We start from the raw sequence: 22,673 nt of genomic DNA on the forward strand, positions 1-22,673 counted from the left end.
TGTCAGACATGTCCTTTGCGCCACTATCCGACTGCCAAGCGCCATTGACCAGCCCCGAGGCTTGCGATCAAGGTGCGGGCATGTCGATTGCATCCCGCCTGACCCGCCTGCCACAGCCCTTTGACCCGGAACGGGGCGCCGAAGCGCGCGCCACCATCCCCGCGGCCCAAGGCGATATCGCCCTGCTGATCGAAGGGACCGGGGGCTGCAGCCCCTATCTGAAATCGCTGATCGAGAAAGAGGCGGATTGGATCCTGCCCGCGCTGAACGATCCTGAGGGCGCGCTGGCCGCGCTGCATCACGATCTGGCGCAGATCGCCCCCGATGCGCTGGCCGATGCCCTCAGGCAGGGCAAGCGGCGCGTGGCGCTGCTGACGGCGCTGGCCGATCTGTCGGGTGCCTGGCCGCTGGAGGAGGTGACAGGCGCGCTGACGCGTTTTGCCGATCTGGCCTGCCAACTGGCGCTGCGCGCCGCCATCGGCGCAGAGATCCGGCGCGGCAAGCTGCCCGGTGCCACCGAGGATGATGCCGAAACGGGCGGCGGCATGGTGGCGCTGGCCATGGGCAAGATGGGCGCGTTCGAGCTGAACTATTCCTCGGATATCGACCTGATCTGCCTTTTCGACGAAAGCCGCTTTGCGCCCGACGACTATCACGAGGCGCGCGCCTCGCTGATCCGGGCCACGCGCCGGATGGCGGCGATGCTGAACGACAATACCGCGCAGGGCTATGTCTTTCGCACCGATCTGCGGCTGCGCCCCGATCCCGCTGTGACACCTGTCTGCATGGCGATGGAAGCGGCCGAGCGCTATTACGAAAGCCTCGGGCGCACCTGGGAACGCGCGGCCTATATCAAGGCGCGACCCTCGGCGGGCGATCTTGCGGCGGGCGAAGCGTTTCTGAAGACACTGCGGCCTTTCGTGTGGCGCAAGCATCTGGACTTTGCCGCCATCCAGGATGCCCATGACATGCGCCTGCGCATTCGCGCCCACAAGGGGCTGGGCGGGCCGGTCGTTCTGGCCGATCACAACATGAAGCTGGGCAGGGGCGGCATCCGCGAGATCGAGTTCTTCACCCAGACCCGGCAGATCATCGCGGGCGGGCGCGATCCCGAATTGCGGGTGCGCGGCACCGTCGAAGGGCTGGCGGTGCTGGCGCGCAAGGGCTGGGTGCCCGACACGGTGGCCGAAACCCTGACGCGGCATTACCGTGCCCACCGCGAGGTCGAACACCGGCTGCAGATGATCAATGACGCGCAGACCCACAGCCTGCCGCGCAACGACGAGGGCTTTGCCCGGCTGGCCGCGTTCATGGGCATGGAACAGGCCACGCTCGAGACCGATCTGAAGGCGCGCATCAGTGAGGTGCATGAGCTTACGGAAGGCTTCTTTGCCGGAAGCGGTATCGTGGCCGCACCCGAACCGCCCGCCCTCGAGGCCGAAAGCTTCGATACGGAAGTCACAAGCCGCTGGCGCAGTTATCCCGCGCTCAGATCCGCCCGCGCGGTCGAGATCTTCCAGCGCCTGCGTCCCGAAATACTGTCGCGGCTGGCCGGTGCGGCCAAACCGGACGAGGCGCTGCTGGCCTTTGACGGATTTCTGGCGGGCCTGCCCGCCGGTGTGCAGCTTTTCTCGCTGTTCGAGGCCAATCCCCACCTGATCGACCTGCTGGTCGATATCGTCGGCACATCGCCTGCGCTGGCGCAGCATCTGTCGCGCCATTCCGGCGTGTTCGATGCGGTGATCGGGGGGCTTCTTTGCGCCCTGGCCGGGGATCGCCGCCCTGTCGCAAGAGTTGTCGGCCCTTCTGGACAGCGAGGCCGATTACGAGCGCAAGCTGGATGCCGCGCGCCGCTGGGCCAAGGAATGGCATTTCCGTATCGGCGTGCATCACCTGCGCGGCCTGATCGAGGCGCAGGCGGTCGGCCCGCAATATGCGGACCTGGCCGAGGCGGTGCTGCGCGCGCTCTGGCCTGTGGTCGTGGCGCAGTTCGCCGCCAAGCATGGCGCGCCGCCGGGCAGGGGGGCGATGGTGCTGGGCATGGGATCGCTTGGGGCCGGGCGGCTGAACGCGACCTCGGATCTGGACCTGATCGTCATCTATGATGCCGACGGGGTCGAGATGTCGGATGGCCGCCGCCCGCTGGCGGCACGGCCCTATTACGCGCGTCTGACCCAGGCGATGGTCACTGCGCTGACCGCGCCCATGGCCGAAGGCAAGCTATACGAGGTCGACATGCGCCTGCGCCCTTCGGGCACGCAGGGGCCGGTGGCGACCAGCCTGACAAGTTTCCGCGACTACCAGATGACCGAGGCCTGGATCTGGGAACACCTTGCCCTGACCCGCGCGCGCCCCGTGGCGGGCGAGACGGGTCTGGCCGCGGATGTCGAGGCGGTGCGCGCCGCCGTGCTGGAGCGTGGCCACCCGCGCGACAGGATCATCGAAGAGGTGGCCACCATGCGCGCCCGGATCGCGGCGGCCAAGGCCCCCGAGGGGCCATGGGACGCCAAGCTGGGACCGGGCCGGTTGCAGGATGTGGAGCTGATGGCGCAGGCCGGCAACCTGCTGGCGCACAGCAGGTCCCGCGATGTCGGGCAGGGTCTGGCGGGCTGTGTCGCTTGCGGATGGTTGGATGACGCCGCTGGCGCAGCGCTGACCGAGGCTTATCTGCTGTTCTGGCAAGTGCAATTGGTCTCGAAATTGCTGAGCGACAGGCCGCTCGATCCCGCGCGGATCGGCGAGGGGGGATGCAGGATGCTTTTGCGCGAAACGGGCCATGAGACCCTTGAAGGGTTGGAGGCGGCCCTGATCGAGGTGGCGGCCCGGGCGGATGCGGTGATTTCCGCAGCCCTGGGCCAGAGCCCGGAGGATGCGGCATGAAGAAGGGCACGCCCGAGGACCCCAAGGGTCTGGTCGCCGAGGCCTACCGGATCGAGGGGATCACGCCCGGCGAGTGCCGCACGATCTTTCTGGACTGGGCGCTGAGCCTGCCGGACGGGTCCGACAGCCGCACGGTGCTGGCGGTGCTGGTCGAACGCCATGACTCGCAGGCACCGGATCACCCGATGACACAGGTGATGCGTGAGGGGTTGCAGGCCATGTCCCGCACCGGACGGCGCGGCGGCTGGCGGTCGCGCCCGCGCGACTGAACCGGCAGACAAGAGGGGGCAGGGGACAGGTGCTGCGCCCTGGGCGCGGCGCGTCAGGTGCCGCGGGGCAGGGTGGCCGCCGCGCGCGCAAGGGCGGTGATGCCCGCCCAGTCGCCGCTTGCGATCATCCCCGATGGGGCGACCCAACTGCCGCCGACGCAGACCACATTCGGCAGGCCGAGGTAATCCGCCGCATTCCCCGGACCGATGCCGCCGGTCGGGCAGAAGGTGATCTGCGGCAGGGGCGATGACAGGGCGCGCAGGGCGGCGGCCCCGCCCGCGACCTCTGCGGGAAAGAACTTTTGTGTCGTGTAGCCGCGTTCCAGCAGGGCCATCGCCTCGGTCGCGGTGGCGGCACCGGGCAGCAGCGGCAGGGCGCTGTCCTCGCAGGCCGCCAGCAGGCGGTCCGTGGCCCCCGGCGAGACCGCGAAACCGGCACCTGCCGCCTTGACGGCGCGCACATCCGCCGGGGACAGCACAGTGCCCGCACCGACCACCGCACCCGCGACATGGCCCATCTCGGCGATCACCTCGAGTGCGGCGGGGGTGCGCAGCGTCACCTCGAGCACCGGCAGGCCGCCCGCCACAAGCGCCTGCGCCAGCGGGCGGGCATGGGCCGGGTCATGGATCACGAGGACCGGGATCACGGGGGCCATGTGGCACAGGGCGAGTGTCGCCTCCGAGGCGTGATGCGGTGTCATGGGCGGTGCTCCGTCACAGAGGGCCGTTCCCCGGGCAGGCGCCGGGACATGGATATTTGCAGCAAGAAGAAACGGGGACCTGTGCGCATCTCAGACCACCACGGCGGCGCCGGTGGCGGCGGGGCCCACATTGGCGCGGAACATGGCGAAAAGCTCGCGCCCCACGCCTGTTCCATTGCCGGTCAGATCCGGGGTGGCGGGGGTGCGGGCGTCGAGATCGGACACCAGGGCTTCGATCTGCCCGGTGGTCGCGTCCAGGCGGATCAGGTCGCCGTCGCGCAACCGCGCAAGCGCGCCGCCCGCTGCCGCCTCGGGGCTGATGTGGATCGCGGCAGGCACCTTGCCGGAGGCGCCCGACATGCGCCCGTCGGTGACCAGCGCCACCTTGAGCCCGCGATCCTGCAACACGGCCAGCACGGGCGTCAGCGCGTGCAGTTCCGGCATGCCATTGGCCTGGGGGCCCTGAAACCGCACCACCACCACCGTGTCGGTGGTGAATTCACCCGCCTTGAACGCCTCTTTCACGGCCTCCTGGGTTTCGAAGACGCGGGCCGGGGCCTCGATCACGTGCCGCTCGGGGGCCACGGCCGAGGTCTTGATCACGCCGGTGCCCAGGTTGCCGGTCAACTGGCGCAGACCGCCCGTCGCGTCGAAAGGATCGGACACCGGACGCAGGATGCGTGTGTTCTGGCTGTCGCGCGCGCCGGGTTCCCAGGTTAGGCCCGCTTCGGTCAGTTTCGGCTCTTGCGTGTAGCGCTCCAGCCCCTTGCCGGCCACGGTCATCGTGTCGGGATGCAGCAGCCCCGCCTCGAGCAGCTGCCCGATCGTGTAGCCCAGACCGCCCGCGGCGTGGAAATGGTTCACATCGGCCAGGCCGTTGGGATAGACCTTGGCCAGCAGCGGCGTCACCTGCGACAGGTCGTGGAAATCCTGCAACTCGAGCAGCACACCCGCCGCGCGGGCCATGGCGGGCAGGTGCAGCACCAGGTTGGTCGAGCCCCCCGTCGCCATCAGCCCCACGATCCCGTTGACGAAGGCGCGCGCGTCCAGCACCTCGCAGACCGGGGTATAGGCATTCCCCAGCGCCGTGATCCCGGCCGCACGTTCCGTGCCCGCCACGGTCAGCGCCTCGCGCAGCGGGGTGCCGGGATTGACGAAGGAGGTGCCGGGCAGGTGCAGCCCCATGAATTCCATCAGCATCTGGTTTGTATTGGCGGTGCCGTAGAACGTACAGGTGCCCGGCCCGTGATAGGATGCCATCTCGGCCGCCATCAGGGCCGCGCGGTCGATCTGCCCGGCGGCGAATTGCTGGCGCACGCGTGCCTTTTGATCATTGGGCAGGCCCGATGTCATCGGCCCCGCCGGCAGGAACACCCCCGGAATATGGCCGAAGGTGGCGGCGGCGATCACGAGGCCCGGCACGATCTTGTCACAGACGCCGAGGTAAAGCGCCGCGTCGAACGTGTTGTGCGACAGCGCCACACCGGCCGCCAGCGCGATCACGTCGCGCGAGAAGAGCGAAAGCTCCATCCCCGTCTGGCCCTGGGTGACCCCGTCGCACATCGCGGGCACCCCACCCGCGACCTGCGCGGTGGCGCCCACGCGGCGCGCGGCCTGGCGGATCAGATCGGGAAAGCGTTCGAAGGGCTGATGGGCTGACAGCATGTCATTATAGGCGGTCACGATGCCGATATTGGGGGCGGGCGTCGTGGCCATGGTCGCCTGATCCTGGCCCATTGCGGCATAGGCATGCGCCTGGTTCGAACAGCTCAGATGGGCACGGCGCGGACCTTCCGCCGCGGCACGGCGCATCAGATCCATGTAGCGCGCCCTGCTGTCGCGGCTGCGTTCCTCGATCCGATCCGTGACACGTGCCACCTGATCGTGCAATGACATCACAATCCCCCCCTGGTCGGTCCTGCCCTGTCCGAATGATAATCCCGCTATAGGCCGTTAGCGGTAACGGCGCAAGCGGATCGGCAGATCGCGCCGGCGATCCGGCCATCTGCGGGGGGCGCAAGCTTGCGGCGGTCGCTGAAAAAACCGCGCATCCGCGAGTGGAAATCGCCCCGATCCGGCCACAAAGCGCGGATCTTGCAGAAAAATCGTCTTGAAATCAGGGAAAATTTGCCCCGGTTTGGCCTTATTGCTCCTGCATATCTTTCGACAGTTCCGGGAAACTATTTTCCCCACAGGAGGTCGAGTATGACAGTTTTTCGCACGGCATTTGCCTTGATGCTTGCCTTGGGCCTTTCAGCCTGCGGCAACTATGACCTGTCCACGCGCAACGCAACACCCGAAGAGGCGCTGAAGGGGGCCGATGCGGTTCAGGCGCTTCCGTCGATCAAGGTAGTCGATCTGCGCATCAATGTTCCGCGCAGCCTGCGGGTCTCCGAGGCCAACAGCTATTACCCCGCAGGCGACATCGTCTGGCGCGGCGATGCCTTTGGCGACCGCCATGCCCAGATCGAGGCCATCCTGTCCGACAGCATGGCGATCGCGCAGCACGGTCACAAGGGCAGCACGCCCGCCGTGGTCGAGATCACGCTGAAGCGCTTTCATTCGCTGACCGAAAAGACACGCTATTCCGTGGGTGGCGTGCATTCGATCCGGTTCGATCTGACCCTGCGTGATCCCAAGACCGGTGTGGCGCTGGCCCCCACCCGCGAGATCCGCGCGGATCTGCGCGAATACGGCGGCGACCGCGCCATCGAGGCCGAGCGCATGGGCCTGACCCAGAAGCTGCGCGTCACGCGCCATCTGGCCAATGTGTTCCGTTCGGAACTGGAACAGCCCGGCAGCATGGCTGACCGCCGCGGCATCACGCAGCTGGTGGCAGGCCTGGAAACCGGCAAGCCGATCTGACCTTTCCAGCATTGTGAAACAGGCGTAAGAGGGCGGAATGACACCGCCCTCTCATCCCCCCGCATATCCGATCGTGCGCCTGCGCCCCAAGGCCCAGCCGCGCGCCATTCGCCATGGTTTTCCCTGGGTCTATGACAACGAGCTGGTCACCGACCGGCGCTCGCGCGGGTTGACGCCCGGCAGCCTTGCCGTGCTGGAGGATGCGGAACGCGCACCGCTGGCCCTTGTGACGGTGAACCCCAATTCCCGCATCATCGCCCGCGTGATGGACCGCGATCCCGCCGCGGTGGTGGATCGTGCCTGGCTCGAGGTGCGGCTGACCCGCGCGCTGGCGCTGCGGACGCGATTGCATGATCAGCCTTTCTACCGTTTGGTCCATGCCGAGGCCGATGGCTTGCCCGGCGTGATCATCGACCGGTTCGGTGACACGGCGGTGATCCAGCCCAACGCGGCCTGGGCCGAGCTGATGCTGGATGACCTGGTGGCGGCGCTTGTGGCGGTGACGGGCGTGACCTGCGTGATCAAAAGCGCCTCTGGCCGGGCGCGCAGCCTGGAAGGGCTGGATGATGTGGGCGGTGTTCTGGTGGGGCAGGCGCCCGCGGCGCCCGTGCCGGTGCCGATGAACGGTGCCACCTACATGGCCGATCTGACCGGCGGGCAGAAGACGGGGCTGTTCTTTGACCAGCGCCCGAACCATGCCTTCACCGCGCGGCTGTCCAGGGGCGCGCGGGTGCTGGACGTGTTTTCCCATGTGGGCGGCTTTGCCCTGGCGGCGCTGGCGGCGGGGGCAGATCATGCGCTGGCCGTCGACGGGTCCGATCCGGCGCTGGCCCTGGCGCGCGACGGGGCCGAGGCCACCGGCGTGGCGGCAAGGTTCGATACCCGCAAGGGCGACGCCTTCGACGTGATGACGGCCCTGGCGGCAGAGGGCGCGCAATTCGACGTGGTGGTCTGCGATCCGCCGGCCTTTGCGCCCTCGAAACAGGCGCTTGAGGCGGGCTTGCGCGCCTATGAGCGCGTGGCGCGCCTGGGTGCGTCGCTGGTGGCCGAAGGCGGCTACCTGGTCTTGTGTTCCTGTTCGCATGCGGCCGAGCTGGACAAGTTCCACAACGCCTGTGTGCGCGGCATCGGTCGCGCGGGGCGGCAGGGGCAGCAGATCCACACGGGCTTTGCCGGGCCCGATCACCCGCTTCTGCCGCAGCTTGCGGAAAGCGGGTACCTCAAGGCGCTGTTCTTCCGCCTATGAAGGTGCTGCTGGACGCTTGCGTGCTTTACCCCACGGTGATGCGCGAGGTGCTTCTGGGGGTTGCGGCCGAAGGGCTGTATCAGCCGCTGTGGTCGGCGCGCATCCTTGAAGAATGGGCGCGCGCCGCGATCAAGCTGGGGCCGGGGGCCGAGGCGCAGGCGCGCGGCGAAGTGGCCATGCTGCGTGCCCGCTGGCCGGGGGCCGAGGTCAGCCATCCCCCCTCGCTCGAGGCGCGGCTGTGGCTGCCCGATCCGGCCGATACCCATGTTCTGGCCGCCGCGATCGCCGGGCATGCCGATCTGATCGTGACGCTGAACGCACGGGATTTTCCGCGCAACATCCTGTCCGAGGAAGGGCTGGAGCGGCTGGATGCCGACCAGTTCCTGATGGCGCTGCATGACGATCACCCGCAGGCCGTGGCCCGTGCCGCCGAAGCCGTGCGCCGCGAGGCCGAGCGCCTGTCCGGCGAGGCCTGGGACATCCGGCGGCTGATGAAAAAGGCGCATCTGCCCCGCCTGGGCAAAAGACTGGCCGGGCCGCGCTAGGGGCGGCGCGCCCTATCCCTTGATGCCGTTCCAGCGCGCCTCGTTCCTTTCGATGGCGGCGATGCGGTCAGGTGTCTTGGGGTGGCTCATCAACCACGCGGGTACGACGCCGCCACGGCTGTTGGTCAGCGCCTCGAGCTTGGCGAAAAGCGATTTCTGCGGCGCGGTGCCGATGCCCGCCTTGACCAGCAGCGCCGAGGCATATTCATCCGCCTCGTACTCGTCCGAGCGCGAAAGCCGCGCGGCCAGCATCGAGGTGAGGGCATTGGCGATCATGATCCCCACCCCCGGCAGAAAGCGCGACAGCACCATGGCCAGCGCCGTACGCAGCGCGTTCTGGCCCGAAAAGTCGATCATCCGGCGGCGCGCATGGCCCAGAGCCACATGGCCCAGCTCATGGGCGATGACGCTGGCCATTTCCTCGGCGGTGACGGCGCCTTCGCGGAACTTGTTGTAGAAGCCGCGCGTGATGAAGATGCGCCCGTCGGGCGCGGCCAGCCCGTTCACCGGCTCGATCTCGTAGAGGTGGACGCGGATGCGGGGCAGGTCCAGCGCCGCGGCCAGCCGGTCGGTCATCTGGCGCAACACCGGGTCCGCCAGTTCGGTCGAGCGGGCATCAAGCTCTTTCGCGGTGCGCCACGCCGAAAAGCGGTACATGGCGACAGCATAGAGGATGGCCAGAAGGATCGGGGTGAATTTCAACATCACCCAGATATGGGCCGAGGCGCGCGCAGCGGCAAGGGCTGCGCCTGCGTCAAGTCGCGCGGATGCGTATTCATGGAACGATGAAGCCGGTTGTCAGGCTTTCCAGCGCACAGGCACGGACAGGGGGCCGCGAAAGGCCCATCCGGCAAAAGGGGCAGGGCCGTCCAGCGCAAGCTCCGGCAGATGGGCAAAGGCCATGGGCAGGGCCACATCCGCGATCAGGGCGCGCGCGGCGGCGGCACCGGCGCAGAAATGCGGACCCGCGCCAAAGCTGATGGCGGGGCCGGTGTCGCGGGTGATGTCGAAGCGGTCGGGTGATGCGAAATGCGCCTCGTCCCGTCCGGCGGACGAGAACATGAAGAACACCCGGTCTTCCGGCTGAAAGGTCACGCCGCAAGCCGTGTCCACCCGCGCCACGCGGCGTGGCGACATGCCGATGGGCGAGATCCAGCGCGCATATTCGTCAAAGGCCTGCGCCCATGTCGCATGGCCCGCCCGGATCAGCGCCAGCTGATCGGGATGGGTCAGCAGCGCCCAGATCGTGCCGGCGATGGCATCGCGCGGCTCGTTCTGCCCGCCCGAGATGATCAGCTTGATATTGGCGCGGATGCTGTCCATCGGCAGGCCCGCCGCCTGCATGACCGAGAGGGCGGATTGATCGGGCCGCGCCGTCAGTTCGGGCAGCACCGCGTCGATATGCGCGTCGATCGAGGCGGTGCAATCGTGGCAATGGGCCGTGATCGCGGGGTCGCCCGCGTAGTTCGAGCAGCCGTCGATCATGCCCTGGCTCACGCGGTCCATTTCCGGGGCGGGCATCAGCCTCAGTCCGGTGATGGCCTTGAGCGCTTCGGCCGATACGGGCATGGCATAGTCGCGCACCAGGTCGCAGCGGCCTTTCGGCGCCAGATCGGCCAGGATGGCCCGGGTTGCGGCATTGAATTGACCAAGCCAGTGATCGCGGACCGTGCGCGGGCTGAGCGCCGGGAACAGCGCGCGGCGTTCCGCCTGATGCGCGGCACCATCCTTGCGCATCATGTTTTCGCCCATCAACTGCGTCATCAGCCCTTCGGGCTGGTGGCTGGAAAAGACCTCGATCCGTTTTTCCTGCGTGAAGATGTCATCGCGCCGGGTGAACAGCGTGGCGCCCAGTTCCGGCACGAAGGTTACGGGCGCCTTTGCCCGCATTTGGGCCAGCGCAGGGTAGGGATCGGCGCGAAAGGCGGCGGGGTCTATATGGGTGACGGGGGCGTCGGACATGGGGCAGGCCTTGCTTGGGGCGTTGCCCGCAGTCTGATCCGCCACCCGGCCCCGCGCAAGCCCCAGGCTGTCGTTCAGCGCGTTGTCAGCGTCTCCAGCAGGTATTCCAGCGCGCGTTCCTCGCGGGTCAGCCGGTCACGATAGGGGCCATCATGGCCGCCGCGCTCGTAATAGCGGTGACGATCCTCGCGGTGGCGGTCGTGGCGTGATGGCCGGGAAAACGAGGGGCGCGAATAGGAGGGGCGTGAATAGGACGCCCGCGCCCGGTCCGATCCGCGGCTGCCCCGCGACGCCTTTGCCGGGGTCAGTTGCAACAGGGTGGGGGCCATGTAGGCGGTGCCCGCAGCCAGCCCGATACGGGCCAGCAGGCGGCGGCGTGACAGGTCGGGATTGTGGTCGGTGGTCATGCGCAATACTCCCGCAGGGTCGAGACAGGGATCGGTTTGCCCTTGTCCTGACATAACGGCAGCGGGTGCGGAACCTTCCGGCGCGTCACGGCATCGTGAATACCGGCGAACCGGCAAGACCCCGCGCGCCTTGCGCCTAGCGGGCCATTTCCTTCATGCCGCGCTCGATGCCCGCAAGGGTCATGGGCACCATCCGGTCCTCGAAAATCTCGCGGATCATCTTGATGGACTGGGTATAGGACCAGTATTTTTCCGGCACCGGGTTGATCCAGACGTGATGCGGCCACTGTTCGCGGGCGCGCTGCAGCCAGACCTGGCCGGCCTCAGCGTTCCAGTGTTCATTGGCGCCGCCGGGATAGGCAATCTCGTAGGGGGACATGCTGGCGTCGCCCACGAAGATGCATTTGTAATCGGACCCGTAGGTGCGCAGCACCTCCCATGTGGGGGTCTGCTGGTCCCAGCGGCGGCGGTTGTCGCGCCACACACCTTCATAAAGACAGTTGTGGAAATAGTAGTATTCAAGATGCTTGAACTCGGTCCGGGCGGCCGAAAACAGCTCTTCCACGACCTTGACATGCGGATCCATCGAGCCGCCCGCGTCCAGGAACAGCAGCACCTTCACGGCGTTGCGCCGTTCGGGCCGGGTCTTCACATCGAGGTAACCCTGTTCGGCGGTCGAGCGGATCGTGCCGTCCAGATCCAGTTCCTCGGCTGCGCCATCGCGCGCCCAGCGGCGCAGACGCTTGAGCGCCACCTTGATGTTGCGCGTGCCCAGTTCGACCGTGTCGTCGAGGTTCTTGAACTCGCGCTTGTCCCAGACCTTGACCGCGCGCTGGTGGCGGGACTTGTCCTGCCCGATCCGCACGCCTTCGGGGTTGTAGCCATGCGCCCCGAAGGGCGAGGTGCCGGCGGTGCCGACCCATTTGCTGCCGCCCTGATGGCGGCCTTTCTGTTCCTCGAGGCGCTGTTTCAGCGTCTCCATCAGCTTGTCGAAGCCGCCAAGCGCCTTGATCTCGTCCATCTCTTCGGGGCTGAGGTGCTTTTCGGCCAGCTTTTCCAGCCATTCGGCGGGGATATTGACCGCTTTGAGCACATCCTCGAGCTTGATATCCTCCAGCCCCTTGAAGGTTTCGGCGAAAGCGCGGTCGAACTTGTCGATGTTGCGCTCGTCCTTCACCATGGCGGTGCGCGCCAGGTAGTAGAACCCTTCCACGTCATAGGTCACCAGACCGCGCGACATGCCTTCAAGGAAAGACAGATATTCGCGCAGGCTGACCGGGACGCCGCCTTTCCTGAGGTTTTCGAAGAAGGGCAGGAACATCGGACTTACAGCGCCGCGCGATGCACGAAGAGGGTGATGAACAACCCCAGCAGCGCAAAGGCGATGGCATAGGCGGCCGCGTATTGGCCGATGTCCATCTTGTTGCCCTTGCGTCTTGCAGCTGTCGTGCCGCCAATGATGGCCCCCAGTAGCGCCAAGCCCAGTACGATCATATCCGCCCGTTTCTCCTGTTCAGCGGATTGAGGGCGCCGACCTCGCGCATCTTGGCGCGAATGGCCCCTTCCGCACCGAACCCGTAACGCGCCCAGCCCAGACTGTCCAGCCGCACGGCCTGCGCCTCGACGCCGCGTCCGGACAGATCCAGCCCCTCGGCGCGCAGCATGTTGAGCGTGGCGACAAGGGCCGCGTTCTCGTGGCGGATGACGACGGGCAGGTTCTGGCTGACCAGATCGACCGCTTCGGCGCCATTGCCCTGGGCCACCAGGTAGGCGGCCAGTTGGGCGCTGACCAGGGCGCGGTGCATCGCATATTCGGGCCGCTGCGCAAAGACCGCATCGGCCTGACGGAAATGGTCGACCGCGGCGGCGGGATCGAGCGGCAGGGTCAGGCGGCCCATCACGTAATGGGCAAAGCCCAGGCGATGATCGTCCAGCCGCATGACCCGCGCGATATCAAGCGCGCGTTCGCCCGCGGCGCGGCGCGCCCCCGGCGTGGCCCCCGGCCCAAGTGCTGTCTGCATCGCATCCGACCATGCACGCGGCGTGTCGGCATCGCGGCGCGGGGCAAGGCCCTCGCCTGCGGGATTGATCCGCGCCAGCACGCCGGGCAGGCGCGCGGCGACCTGTGCACGTGTCATGCCGGACTGTATCTCGGGCGCGTAGATGGCGCGCAGGATCATCATGTCATAGCCGGTCAGCACCGCATGCACGTTGTCATCGTTGAAGATCGATTGCGGCAAACGGTAGAGATCGTTGAGCGGCCCCAGGGACTGTGCCAGTTCCTCGTGCAGGCAGTCGCGCACCTCTTGCGGAGAGGCGTCATGGGGCACGAAGATCGCCATCTTCTCGCGCGTGGTCAGGCGGGCCCAATCGGTGCGCGGGCTGCGCCGGGCCAGGCGGAATTCCGACAGGCGCGAGATGTTGGGCACCACGAAACAGGCGGCCTGCGGAAGGTGGCTGCGGATATCGGCGCGGCTGACGGCCTCGATGGTGATGTTGGCGCCGGGTTCTGCGGTCTGGCGGATGTCGATGCCCGCCTCGGTGCGCAGCCGGAACAGAAGCCGGTTCAGATCCGCGTTCAGCGTGGGTGGCGGATTGCCGGTGACGCGCACGGTCACGGGGCCCTCGAAACGGCTGAGGACGGGCAGGGAGCGGCCCGATTCCAGTTCGAACGTCAGGTCGATCACATCGCGCACAAGGTCACTGTTGGCGGTGACGAAGGTCTGGGGCTGCGGCGCCGCGAAGACGCGCATCGGGGGCAGGTCGCTATCGACCATCGCCACCGCGCGGCTGGGCATGTCGGAATGGGGGCCGGGCATACATGCGCCCAGCATCAGGCAAACTGGCAAAAGGATACGGTGAAACGGGGTTCTCATCAGTGGCGCACCACACCTTTGGCCGTCCTGCGGCCATTCACGGCGTGCGGTGCGGCCCTTTCGGTGATCCGGATCGGGTGCAGAACGGGGGGTGCAAGCTGTGGCAGAAGGCCCGAAACGCTGCGTGAAAGAAATGTGGCGAGCTGCACCCAACGGGTGCGGCGTGTTAACTTTCCAGTCATGTCCTGCCCTTTGTTTTTGTGTTCAGGGGGACTGTCGCCGCCTTTCCTGACCGGGCTAAGGACGGTTTGGGGCAAAATTGTGGCATTTCGCCCGGCCACCCCCGCGCAGATGTCACGGGGGCGGGGGCTGTGGTTTTCGGGTCGCGTCGGTGCTGGCGCGCTTCAGCGCTGTGCGCGTGCCATGAAGGCCAGCCGCTCGAACAGGTGTACGTCCTGTTCGTTCTTCAACAGCGCGCCGTGCAGCTTGGGCAGGGCATTGGCGCCATCGCGCTTGAGGTCTTCGGGCGCCAGATCCTCGGCCAGCAGCAGCTTGAGCCAGTCCAGCACCTCGGAGGTCGAAGGCTTCTTCTTCAGGCCGGGCGTTTCGCGCAGCTCGTAGAATTGGGTCAGCGCCGTGGTCAGCAGCTTTTCCTTGATGCCGGGGTGATGCACCTCGACGATGCGGCGCATGGTCTGTTCGTCCGGGAAGCGGATGTAATGGAAGAAGCAGCGCCGCAGGAAGGCGTCGGGCAGTTCCTTCTCGTTGTTCGAGGTGATGATGACGATGGGGCGCACCCGCGCGCGGATCGTCTCGCCGGTCTCGTAGACGAAGAATTCCATCCGGTCGAGTTCCTGCAACAGGTCGTTGGGAAACTCGATGTCGGCCTTGTCCACCTCGTCGATCAGCAGCACGACCCGCTCGTCGGCCTCGAAGGCCTGCCACAGCTTGCCCTTGCGGATGTAGTTCTTGACGTCATTGACGCGCTCGTCGCCCAGCTGGCTGTCGCGCAGACGGCTGACCGCGTCATATTCGTAAAGACCCTGCTGCGCGCGCGTCGTGGACTTGATGTTCCATTCGATCATCCGCAGGCCCAGTGCGGCCGCCACCTGACGGGCCAGCTCGGTCTTGCCTGTGCCCGGCTCGCCCTTGACTAGCAGCGGTCGTTCCAGCGTGACGGCTGCATTGACCGCGACGGTCAGGTCCTCGGTGGCCACATAGGCTTCGGTCCCTTCGAATTTCATCGTATCTCCAACCTGATGAACGCTTTTGTTGCCGCACCCTATCGCGAAGCCCCATTCCCTGCAATGCAGCCACGAAGGGGTAGTGACAATCCGGCAAGGCTGGGCTATTTGCACCGGCAGGGGAGGCACCAGATGTCAAAGGACAACGCGATGACAGATGCGGGCCTTTATGAGGGAGCAGACATGAAAGCCGAATCCTTTCATTCCACAGACTACACACCAGCCGAAGACGAACCCTTCATGAACGAGCGTCACCTGGAGTACTTCCGGAATGCGCTTCTCAGATGGAAATCGGAAATCCTGGAAGACAGCCGCGACACGATCGAGGGGCTGCAGGACGGGACGCGCAACATTCCCGACGTGGCCGATCGCGCCTCCGAGGAAACTGACCGCGCGCTTGAACTGCGTACCCGTGACCGCCAGCGCAAGCTGGTCGCCAAGATCGATGCAGCCCTGCGCCGGATCGAGGATGGCGAATATGGCTATTGCGAGATGACCGGCGAGCCGATCAGCCTCAAGCGGTTGATTGCCCGTCCGATTGCCACGATGACGCTGGAAGCGCAGGAACGTCACGAGCGTCGCGAAAAGGTGCATCGCGACGATTGATGGCCGGGCCTGACCAGGAACGCGAAACAGACGCCGAAGCGGTGACGCTTCGGCGTTGTCGTTTGAAAGGAACCTCATGAGCCTTCTGGGGATGCGGGTCGTCGTGATCGGGGCCGGGATCGGCGGTCTGGCGGCCGCGCGCGCGCTGGCGCTGCGGGGGGCGGATGTCACGCTGCTGGAACAGGCCCCCGAAATCACCGAAGTGGGGGCCGGTCTGCAGATCAGCCCCAATGGCATGGCGGTGCTGCGCGCCCTTGGTCTTGACCGGGCGCTGCAGGATGCCTCGGTCCGGGCGCGGGCGGTCTGTCTCAAGGATCACAGGGGCGCTGCGGTGGTGCGGCTGGACCTGGGAAGGCTGGATGATTCGTCCTATCATTTCGTGCATCGCGCCGATCTGATCGACCTGTTGGCCGAGGGCGCGCGCGATGCGGGGGTGAAGATCCGCCTGTTGCATCATGTGACCGCCGTTGACGGCGGCGCGCAACCGGTCGTGCATCTGGCCACGGGCAGCCGGATCACGGCCGATCTGGTGCTGGGCGCGGATGGGCTGCATTCCGTTCTGCGTCCGGCCCTGAACGGCCCGCAAGCCGCGTTCTTTACCGGCCAGGTTGCATGGCGCGCGATCGTGCCAAATACCGAAGGCCGCGGCCCCGAGGCCTGGGTGCACATGGGCCCCGGTCGCCACATCGTCAGCTATCCCCTGCGCGATGGCAGCGCGCTGAACATCGTTGCCGTGCAGGAACGCAAGGCCTGGGCCGATGAAGGCTGGAACCACGCCGACGATCCGGACAACCTGCGCGCCGCCTTTGCCGATTTCGGCGAAGGCCCGCGCGCCATGCTGGACCGGGTGACCGAGGCGCGGCTCTGGGGGCTGTTCCGCCATCCAGTCGCGCGGGTCTGGCAGGGGGATCACCTGGCGCTATTGGGCGATGCGGCCCATCCGACGCTGCCTTTCCTGGCGCAAGGCGCTTCCATGGCGCTCGAGGATGCCTGGGTTCTGGCGGATGAACTGGCGCGCTGTGACAGCGTGGCGGCGGGGCTTGCCGCCTACCAGGCGCGGCGCGAGGGGCGGGTGCGCCGGGTGATTTCGGCGGCCAACGGAAATGCCTGGAAGTACCACATCGGCTTTGCCCCGCTGCGCATGGCGGCCCATGCGGTGATGCGTATTGGCGGCGCAGTGGCCCCGGACCGGATGATGCGGCAGTTTGCCTGGCTCTACGATCACGACGTCACAAAAGACTGACGCGGCCAGCCCCTGGGGGGCGTGTGGCCGCGTCTGACGATCTTTGCCTGATACGACGCGTCGACCTTAGTCGCGATCCCGGCACCATCTGCCACGGCAGTCCGAATTGCCCCGGTTGCCGTTGTTGCGGGCCTCGTCCTCGTCGTCTTCATCATCATCGTCGTAATCGTAATCGTCTTCATCGTCGTCGTCATCACGCGCCGACGGGTTCGGCAGGCTTGCGGTCACAACCTCTTCCGGCGGTGTCGCGGCCTCGTTACCCGATCCGGTTTGCGCGCCGGACGGTATGGTGCTTGCTGATAACGTCGGTTGGCTGAGAACCTGCATGCTGCCTGACCAGGCCTGCGCCAGCGATGCGCCGAACAAAGCCGTGGACAATACAACGCCACTTGTCATCAGCCCCAGCAGTATCAGGTATTCGGTAAGGGCAAGCCCTTTTTCTTCCCGCGCAAATCCACGCAGGCGGATCATTATCCGTTGCATCAAAATTGTCCCCACAAACGATACCTCTAAAGTATACTCTTTTCCGACACATGTCGGAAATCTATCTTTCGTGACGCCCGGCCTCTCAAAGGCAGCGGAAAGGGGCGTCAAGGCTTTGGTTTTTCTAGTTTTTTGTGGCTAGAAATGGAATAATTCCTGCAAAATGAGGGTAGTGTTTCCAGATTGGAAACCTGCGCGGAAATGCGAAATCATTTGCAAGCGACATGATCGCGCAAGCGGAATGATGATGCGCGGATGCGGTTCTATGCGACGCGCGTACGATGGCGCATCAGCCCGCATGATCCGCTTGCTACGGTCAATTTCCGCGCGGCCGCGACCTCAATTGTCCAGCGTGATCCAGACCGGCACGTGGTCCGACGGTTTTTCACGCCCGCGCACATGTTTGTCGATCCCGACGCCGGTCAGCATGTCCGCGCAAGAGGGGCTCAGCAGCAGGTGGTCGATGCGGATGCCGTTGTTCCGCTCCCATGCGCCGGCCTGGTAATCCCAGAAGGAATAGTGCCCCGGTCCGAGGACGCGGGCGCGAAAGGCATCCGTCAGGCCAAGGTTGACGATGCGTCGGTATGCAGCGCGGCTTTCGGGCAGGGCCAGCGCATCGCTGCGCCAGGCATCGGGTTTGGCCGCGTCCTCGTCCTGGGGAATGATATTGTAATCACCCGCCATCAGAAAAGGTATCTCTTCGGCCAGCAGCGCCTTGGCGCGGGCCTTAAGGCGCTCCATCCAGGCCAGCTTGTAATCGTATTTGGGCCCCGGCGCGGGGTTGCCGTTGGGCAGGTAAAGCCCGCAGATGCGGATCGCCTGCCGCCCCACCACGGTGGCCTCGATATAGCGGGCCTGTTCGTCCGCATCGTCGCCGGGCAGGCCGCGTGTCACATCCTCCAGCGGCAGTTTCGACAGGATCGCCACGCCGTTGAAGGATTTCTGCCCATGGGTTTCGACGTTATAGCCGCGCTCCTCGAAGATTTCGCGCGGGAAACCCTCGTCGACCGATTTGATCTCCTGCAGGATCGCGATCTCGGGCTGTTCCTCGTCCAGCCATTGCGGTAACGCCTCGATCCGCGCCTTGATGCCGTTGATGTTGAATGTGACGATCTTCATGGCGGCGCGTCCTCGGCTTGGGCTTGGGCTTTTGCTGCCCTGTCTATCCCGCAGGGGGGCGGGTCATGCAAGGGCGCTGTGACCCGTCACGTGCTGCACAAGTTCATGCGATGCATGAGGATAGCGCCGCAGTGAATTGATTACATGGAAAAAGAAATCCCGCATCCGCAGGACGAAGACGCGTTGGGGTTCTCGATCACGAAGCGCGCGCCGATCAGTTCCTCGGTAAAGTCGATGGTCGCGCCCGCAAGGAACGGCAGCGATACGGAATTGACCACGACACGTTCGCCTTCGCCCTCAAGCACCAGATCGTCCGACGCGGGCTGATCCAGCTTGATCTCGTATTGAAAGCCGGAACATCCGCCGCCCTCTACCGCGACGCGCAGCGCCTGGCCTTGTCCTGCGGCGCCGATTTCAGCCAGCCGGGCAAAGGCGCGGGGGGTCACTTTCGGGGGCAGTTGCATGGGGGATACTCCGGGATCGGCGGGCGTTGACACCGCGTTGTCGCACCCTAATTATGGTGTGCCGGGAAAGTGTTTTCAAGTGACTGGTTGCGCGACATGCCTCACGCGACCGCTGTTGACAGGTCTGTTCATGCCCAAGATCCTCGCAACGTCGACCGCGATCGAGGTGACGCCCGTTCCGGCCCCATCGCGTCGACCCTTCTGGGATGAACCCTGGATCGCGCCCGGCCTGCGCGCCATGCTCTTTGATGATCTTCCGCAGGGCTGGCACGCCTGTTTCCTGGCTGACGCCACCCGCTGGCGTGCCGCCACGGGCGGCCGCGATATCGACAGCGCCGCGCTGCCCGCCCGTTGCCTGACCGATCTGGTGTGCAAGGATGATCTTTCGGCCGCCGCGCCCCATTTGCTTGACCTGACGCTGGCCGCCGGCAGTGCTCCGACCGCCGCGCACCGGCTGATCTTCCGCGCCTGTCCGGGGCAATCGGTGGGGATATTCCTGCGCAGCCCGCTGCCATTGGACGCGCTGGCGGGGCATCTTGCCCGGCTGATGCTGCTGCCCCTCGAAGGCACATCCGAGCGACGCTTCTTCCGCTTCTGGGATCCTGCGGTCCTGTCGGTCTACCTGCAGGCCAATGCCGCCGATGCGCAGGCCCTGTCATGGCTGTTCCGGCCGGGTCCCGCGGCCCCGCCGCTCGACCTGCTGGTCGAAGGATCCTCCACAAGCTTTGCGCATTGGCACCTGGTCGATGACAGCCTGGTGCCCTTCACCGATGAGCCGCCCCACCTGCGCGCCCGCGACATCGAAATCTTCGATGCCGTCCGCCGCGAACGGGTCTGCGCCGCAGCCATGGATTGGGTCTGCGACAGCTATGGCGACAAGGGCGTGGCGCGCGATGTGCTGACCGCCGCGGCACTGCGCCAGATCGGGCCGCTGTCCGACATGGGCATCACATCAGAATACGCGCTGCGCTATGTTCTGGCCGGGTTCTACGTCGCCGGGCAAAGCCTGCGGCAGCTTGATCAGGCCGACCTTGCCCTTCTGTCGAACGAGGCGATCCCGCAGGACAAGCGGGCCGAGGATTTCCTGATCGCCGTGCAGGCCCGCACCGGGGTCGCCCCTCTGGAACAGGAGGCCGCGGGATGACCGGATTGCCGCAAAACCCCGGTTCCAGCCGGTCCGCCAGCAGCAGCACCGCGCGCTGCACCGGCACGCTGACGGTTGACCTTGTCTGGGGCAATGACATGGATGTGTCGGGCAGCTACATGCGCAACAGCCGCGTGGCCGTGGGCGGCGAGGTGACCGTGCGTGTCACCGGCCCGGTGAGACGCGATAAAAAGACCACCTCAGGCCGGATCGAGTTTGATGATCTGCCCTGTGGTGCCTATATGGTGAGCGCGATCTTTACCGGCAGTGATCCGCTTGTCGAAAGGGCGCGCCGCGAGGTCGGCAGCACGCGCTGGAACTACACGGCCAAGATCACATCGCTTGATGGCACCCTGTCGATGGACGCCAACACGAACAAATGCAATTTCTTCGTCTATGACATGATACAACAGGTCCATGACAGCGCCCCGACCTATACCTATGCACGGCGATTTACGTTTGGCCTCTGGACCAGGACGGTGCCCGATCTGGCCGGCAGTTGGGCCGAGCATGACAATTCCGCCAATGACAAGACCGAAGGCTGGCGCAACATCACCTACAAGGGCGCGCGCGCCGAACCCGTCAGGCCGGGGTCGATCCTTGCGATCAGCGCCACTTATTCCGATGCGACGGGGCATGTCGGGATCGTCTCCTATCCCGCGCCGGCCACGATTTGCGCGGAGGTGGCCGGGGCAAAGCATACGGTGTCGGTAATCATGCAGGGAAAAACCATTTCGGCTGACGGCCGCAGGGTCGTCGAGAACGACTGGGGTTTCCGCACCAGCAGCAGCCCCGCCACCAACAGCCTCAATTCCTCGGCTGCGGGGATCGAGGTCAAGAAATGATGCGCCGTGCGCTTTTGCTTGGCGGTGTGGCCGTTGCAGCGGGGGCAGGGTGGGCCCTGACGCAGGGCTTCTTTGCAACAGGGGAGGTCGCCATGACCTATGAAGACTTTCGCACCCGCGCCATCGCCGATCTGGCCCATGACGCCGATGATCTGATCTCCTTCACCCCTGCCACAACGCCGTTATTTCAGGAGATCCGCAGCGCGGCGCCGGCCTATCTTCCGCTGATGCTGCGCCTCGTGGATGACCCCACGGTGCCGGTGGCGGTCAAATTCGGGGCCTCTGCGGCGATGCTGGATCTGCCGGTGGTCGATCTGGCCGAATATCTGTCCCGCCTGGTCGACGCGGCGCGCAGCCAGCCCGGCCTGATCGACACGGCCGAGGCGGTGGCGATGAACCATTATCGCAGTTCCTCGTTTCTGGCGCCGGGGCAGGTGGCCGACTGGGCGCTGGTCGACCATGCCGGCCGTCCGCCCGTGGCCGCCGTCTTGCGCAAGCTGTGGGAGGCGCCGGATCTTCCGGCCTGGGCGCGGGCCGAGGGTACACCCCTGCACGATCTCTTCGCTGCCCGGTGAAATCCGACGTGCGGGCTTGTGGCGACCTGCGGGCGCGGGTTAACTGCGGCTCAGGCCAAGGCAGGCAAAGGACAGGCAGCCCGTGACCAACCAACCCTATGCGTCGAACCCGGCTGAGACGCGCGGCCGACTTGTCCCCGAGGAAGAAAGCGCGTTTCGCACCCCCTTCCAGCGTGACCGCGACCGCATCATCCATTCCAGCGCCTTTCGCCGCCTCAAGCACAAGACGCAGGTCTTCATCGAGCATGAGGGCGATTATTTCCGGACCCGCCTGACCCATTCGATCGAGGTGGCGCAGGTTGCGCGCACCGTGGCTGCCGCGCTGGGGCTGAATGTCGAACTGACCGAGGCGGTGGCCCTGGCCCATGACCTGGGGCATCCGCCCTTCGGCCACACGGGCGAGGATGCGCTGCAGGCGCTGATGGCGCCCTACGGTGGCTTTGATCACAACGCGCAGGCGATCCGCATCGTCACCTCGCTGGAACGGCATTACGCCGAATGGGACGGGCTGAACCTGACATGGGAGACGCTGGAAGGCATCGCCAAGCATAATGGGCCCGTTGTGGGCGCGATCCCCTATGCGCTGGCCGATTACAATGCGCGCCACGATCTGGAACTGCACACACATGCCAGCGCCGAGGCGCAGGTGGCCGCATTGGCCGATGACATCGCGTACAACAACCACGACCTTCATGACGGGTTGCGCGCCGAGCTGTTTTCGACCGACGAACTAGCCGAGTTGCCGATCCTCAAGGGCTGCTTTGCCGAGGTGGACGCACTCTATCCCGGCCTCAACTATTATCGCCGCCGCCACGAGGCGTTGCGCCGTTTCTTCGGCATCCTCGTGTCCGATGTGATCGACGTCAGCCGCGCGAACCTGACCGCGCTGAACCCGTCCTGTGCGCAGGACATCTGCGATGCGGGACGGATGATGGTGCAATTCTCAGCCCCCGTCTGGACCGATCTCAAGGTGATCCGTGAATTCCTCTTCCACCGCATGTATCGTGCGCCCGCCGTCGTCACGATGCGCAAATACGTGACACATGTGGTCAATGACCTCTTCCCGCTGTTCATGCGCGAGCCGCAGCTTCTGCCGAAACAGTGGCGCAAGGATGTCGAGGAGGCGCAGGATCATCAGGCGCTGGCGCGGATCGTGGCCGATTACATCGCCGGCATGACCGACCGTTTCGCGCTGCAGGAACACAACAGGCTGCTGGGCTCGGACCCTGCGGATCGCCCGCCGGGGGTCTGACGGGCGC

General features: G+C 66.0%; 22 protein-coding genes and 1 pseudogene. 11 read left to right on the forward strand and 12 right to left on the reverse strand.

Features of this window, described 5'->3' with window-relative positions; genetic code table 11:
- The first annotated feature begins 80 nt into the window (after positions 1-80).
- Together ACMUJL_RS19690 and ACMUJL_RS19695 are read left to right on the forward strand one after the other, a co-directional pair.
- A pseudogene (locus ACMUJL_RS19690) lies at positions 81-2,880 on the forward strand (glutamine-synthetase adenylyltransferase).
- Positions 2,877-3,149 (forward strand): hypothetical protein, encoded by a 273-nt coding sequence (locus ACMUJL_RS19695; RefSeq protein ID WP_068293175.1) that lies wholly within the window; start codon positions 2,877-2,879, stop codon positions 3,147-3,149. The pseudogene ACMUJL_RS19690 and the gene ACMUJL_RS19695 overlap by 4 nt, the downstream one beginning before the upstream one ends.
- 53 nt (positions 3,150-3,202) lie before the next feature.
- Here ACMUJL_RS19695 and eda read toward each other — a convergent pair whose 3' ends face one another.
- Complete coding sequence (gene eda / locus ACMUJL_RS19700; RefSeq protein ID WP_375571523.1) at positions 3,203-3,850, reverse strand: bifunctional 4-hydroxy-2-oxoglutarate aldolase/2-dehydro-3-deoxy-phosphogluconate aldolase; 648 nt, start codon at positions 3,848-3,850, stop codon at positions 3,203-3,205.
- A 90-nt stretch (positions 3,851-3,940) separates the two neighbouring features.
- The gene (gene edd / locus ACMUJL_RS19705; protein ID WP_375571521.1) at positions 3,941-5,746 is read right to left on the reverse strand and encodes a phosphogluconate dehydratase; all 1,806 of its coding nucleotides are present in this window, start codon (positions 5,744-5,746) and stop codon (positions 3,941-3,943) included.
- Positions 5,747-6,055: 309 nt separating this feature from the next.
- Here edd and ACMUJL_RS19710 point away from each other — a divergent pair, with 309 nt between their 5' ends.
- The 3 genes from ACMUJL_RS19710 to ACMUJL_RS19720 are packed head-to-tail and all read left to right on the forward strand — an operon-like array spanning position 6,056 to position 8,506.
- On the forward strand, positions 6,056-6,715 hold the full coding sequence (locus tag ACMUJL_RS19710; RefSeq protein WP_068293181.1) for a DUF6778 family protein: 660 nt from the start codon (positions 6,056-6,058) through the stop codon (positions 6,713-6,715).
- Between the two features lie 37 nt (positions 6,716-6,752).
- Positions 6,753-7,961, forward strand: coding sequence for an RSP_2647 family RNA methyltransferase (locus ACMUJL_RS19715; RefSeq protein WP_068293183.1), 1,209 nt, complete (start codon positions 6,753-6,755; stop codon positions 7,959-7,961).
- Positions 7,958-8,506, forward strand: a complete 549-nt coding sequence (locus ACMUJL_RS19720; protein ID WP_375571518.1) for an RSP_2648 family PIN domain-containing protein — start codon at positions 7,958-7,960, stop codon at positions 8,504-8,506. Before ACMUJL_RS19715 ends, ACMUJL_RS19720 begins: the two co-directional genes overlap by 4 nt.
- Positions 8,507-8,518: 12 nt before the next feature.
- Here the strand turns inward: ACMUJL_RS19720 and ACMUJL_RS19725 are convergent, their stop codons facing one another.
- The 7 genes from ACMUJL_RS19725 to ACMUJL_RS19755 all read right to left on the reverse strand — a co-directional run bounded on the left by ACMUJL_RS19725 (position 8,519) and on the right by ACMUJL_RS19755 (position 14,935).
- Positions 8,519-9,211: a M48 family metallopeptidase gene (locus ACMUJL_RS19725; RefSeq protein WP_068293232.1), complete on the reverse strand. Its 693-nt coding sequence runs from the start codon at positions 9,209-9,211 to the stop codon at positions 8,519-8,521.
- 93 nt (positions 9,212-9,304) lie between these two features.
- Entirely contained in the window at positions 9,305-10,468 is a 1,164-nt protein-coding gene (locus ACMUJL_RS19730) for a cytochrome P450 (protein ID WP_375571516.1), read from the reverse strand.
- 74 nt (positions 10,469-10,542) lie between these two features.
- Complete coding sequence (locus ACMUJL_RS19735) at positions 10,543-10,875, reverse strand: hypothetical protein (protein WP_375571514.1); 333 nt, start codon at positions 10,873-10,875, stop codon at positions 10,543-10,545.
- Positions 10,876-11,011: 136 nt separating this feature from the next.
- Positions 11,012-12,196, reverse strand: a complete 1,185-nt coding sequence (locus ACMUJL_RS19740; protein WP_375571512.1) for a vWA domain-containing protein — start codon at positions 12,194-12,196, stop codon at positions 11,012-11,014.
- A 5-nt stretch (positions 12,197-12,201) separates the two neighbouring features.
- Complete coding sequence (locus ACMUJL_RS19745) at positions 12,202-12,369, reverse strand: apolipoprotein acyltransferase (protein ID WP_375571510.1); 168 nt, start codon at positions 12,367-12,369, stop codon at positions 12,202-12,204.
- Positions 12,366-13,709 (reverse strand): DUF2927 domain-containing protein, encoded by a 1,344-nt coding sequence (locus ACMUJL_RS19750; RefSeq protein WP_375571508.1) that lies wholly within the window; start codon positions 13,707-13,709, stop codon positions 12,366-12,368. The genes ACMUJL_RS19745 and ACMUJL_RS19750 overlap by 4 nt, the downstream gene beginning before the upstream one ends.
- Before the next feature lie 386 nt (positions 13,710-14,095).
- Positions 14,096-14,935, reverse strand: coding sequence for an AAA family ATPase (locus ACMUJL_RS19755; protein WP_375571506.1), 840 nt, complete (start codon positions 14,933-14,935; stop codon positions 14,096-14,098).
- Positions 14,936-15,118: 183 nt separating this feature from the next.
- Here ACMUJL_RS19755 and dksA point away from each other — a divergent pair, with 183 nt between their 5' ends.
- Together dksA and ACMUJL_RS19765 are read left to right on the forward strand one after the other, a co-directional pair.
- Positions 15,119-15,541 carry an RNA polymerase-binding protein DksA gene (gene dksA, locus ACMUJL_RS19760; RefSeq protein ID WP_068293238.1) on the forward strand — a complete coding sequence of 141 codons (423 nt, stop codon included), beginning with the start codon at positions 15,119-15,121 and terminating at the stop codon, positions 15,539-15,541.
- Positions 15,542-15,617: 76 nt separating this feature from the next.
- Positions 15,618-16,784 (forward strand): FAD-dependent oxidoreductase, encoded by a 1,167-nt coding sequence (locus ACMUJL_RS19765; protein ID WP_375571504.1) that lies wholly within the window; start codon positions 15,618-15,620, stop codon positions 16,782-16,784.
- A 66-nt stretch (positions 16,785-16,850) separates the two neighbouring features.
- Here the strand turns inward: ACMUJL_RS19765 and ACMUJL_RS19770 are convergent, their stop codons facing one another.
- The 3 genes from ACMUJL_RS19770 to ACMUJL_RS19780 form a co-directional block, all read right to left on the reverse strand.
- Positions 16,851-17,255, reverse strand: coding sequence for a Flp family type IVb pilin (locus ACMUJL_RS19770; protein ID WP_375571502.1), 405 nt, complete (start codon positions 17,253-17,255; stop codon positions 16,851-16,853).
- A 351-nt stretch (positions 17,256-17,606) separates the two neighbouring features.
- Positions 17,607-18,386, reverse strand: coding sequence for an exodeoxyribonuclease III (gene xth, locus ACMUJL_RS19775; RefSeq protein ID WP_068293201.1), 780 nt, complete (start codon positions 18,384-18,386; stop codon positions 17,607-17,609).
- A 140-nt stretch (positions 18,387-18,526) separates the two neighbouring features.
- Positions 18,527-18,850 (reverse strand): HesB/IscA family protein, encoded by a 324-nt coding sequence (locus ACMUJL_RS19780; protein ID WP_416914417.1) that lies wholly within the window; start codon positions 18,848-18,850, stop codon positions 18,527-18,529.
- Between the two features lie 130 nt (positions 18,851-18,980).
- On the opposite strand from ACMUJL_RS19780, the gene ACMUJL_RS19785 reads away from it, so the two are divergent.
- The 4 genes from ACMUJL_RS19785 (at position 18,981) to ACMUJL_RS19800 (ending at position 22,666) form a co-directional block, all read left to right on the forward strand.
- Positions 18,981-19,994 (forward strand): DUF4123 domain-containing protein, encoded by a 1,014-nt coding sequence (locus ACMUJL_RS19785; RefSeq protein ID WP_375571499.1) that lies wholly within the window; start codon positions 18,981-18,983, stop codon positions 19,992-19,994.
- Positions 19,991-20,839: a hypothetical protein gene (locus ACMUJL_RS19790; protein WP_416914418.1), complete on the forward strand. Its 849-nt coding sequence runs from the start codon at positions 19,991-19,993 to the stop codon at positions 20,837-20,839. The genes ACMUJL_RS19785 and ACMUJL_RS19790 overlap by 4 nt, the downstream gene beginning before the upstream one ends.
- Positions 20,840-20,931: 92 nt before the next feature.
- Positions 20,932-21,414 (forward strand): hypothetical protein, encoded by a 483-nt coding sequence (locus tag ACMUJL_RS19795; RefSeq protein ID WP_138177090.1) that lies wholly within the window; start codon positions 20,932-20,934, stop codon positions 21,412-21,414.
- Between the two features lie 82 nt (positions 21,415-21,496).
- The gene (locus ACMUJL_RS19800) at positions 21,497-22,666 is read left to right on the forward strand and encodes a deoxyguanosinetriphosphate triphosphohydrolase (protein ID WP_375571496.1); all 1,170 of its coding nucleotides are present in this window, start codon (positions 21,497-21,499) and stop codon (positions 22,664-22,666) included.
- The last annotated feature ends 7 nt before the right edge of the window (positions 22,667-22,673 follow it).

Source organism: Seohaeicola sp., assembly GCF_048006315.1.
Lineage (GTDB): Bacteria > Pseudomonadota > Alphaproteobacteria > Rhodobacterales > Rhodobacteraceae > Seohaeicola.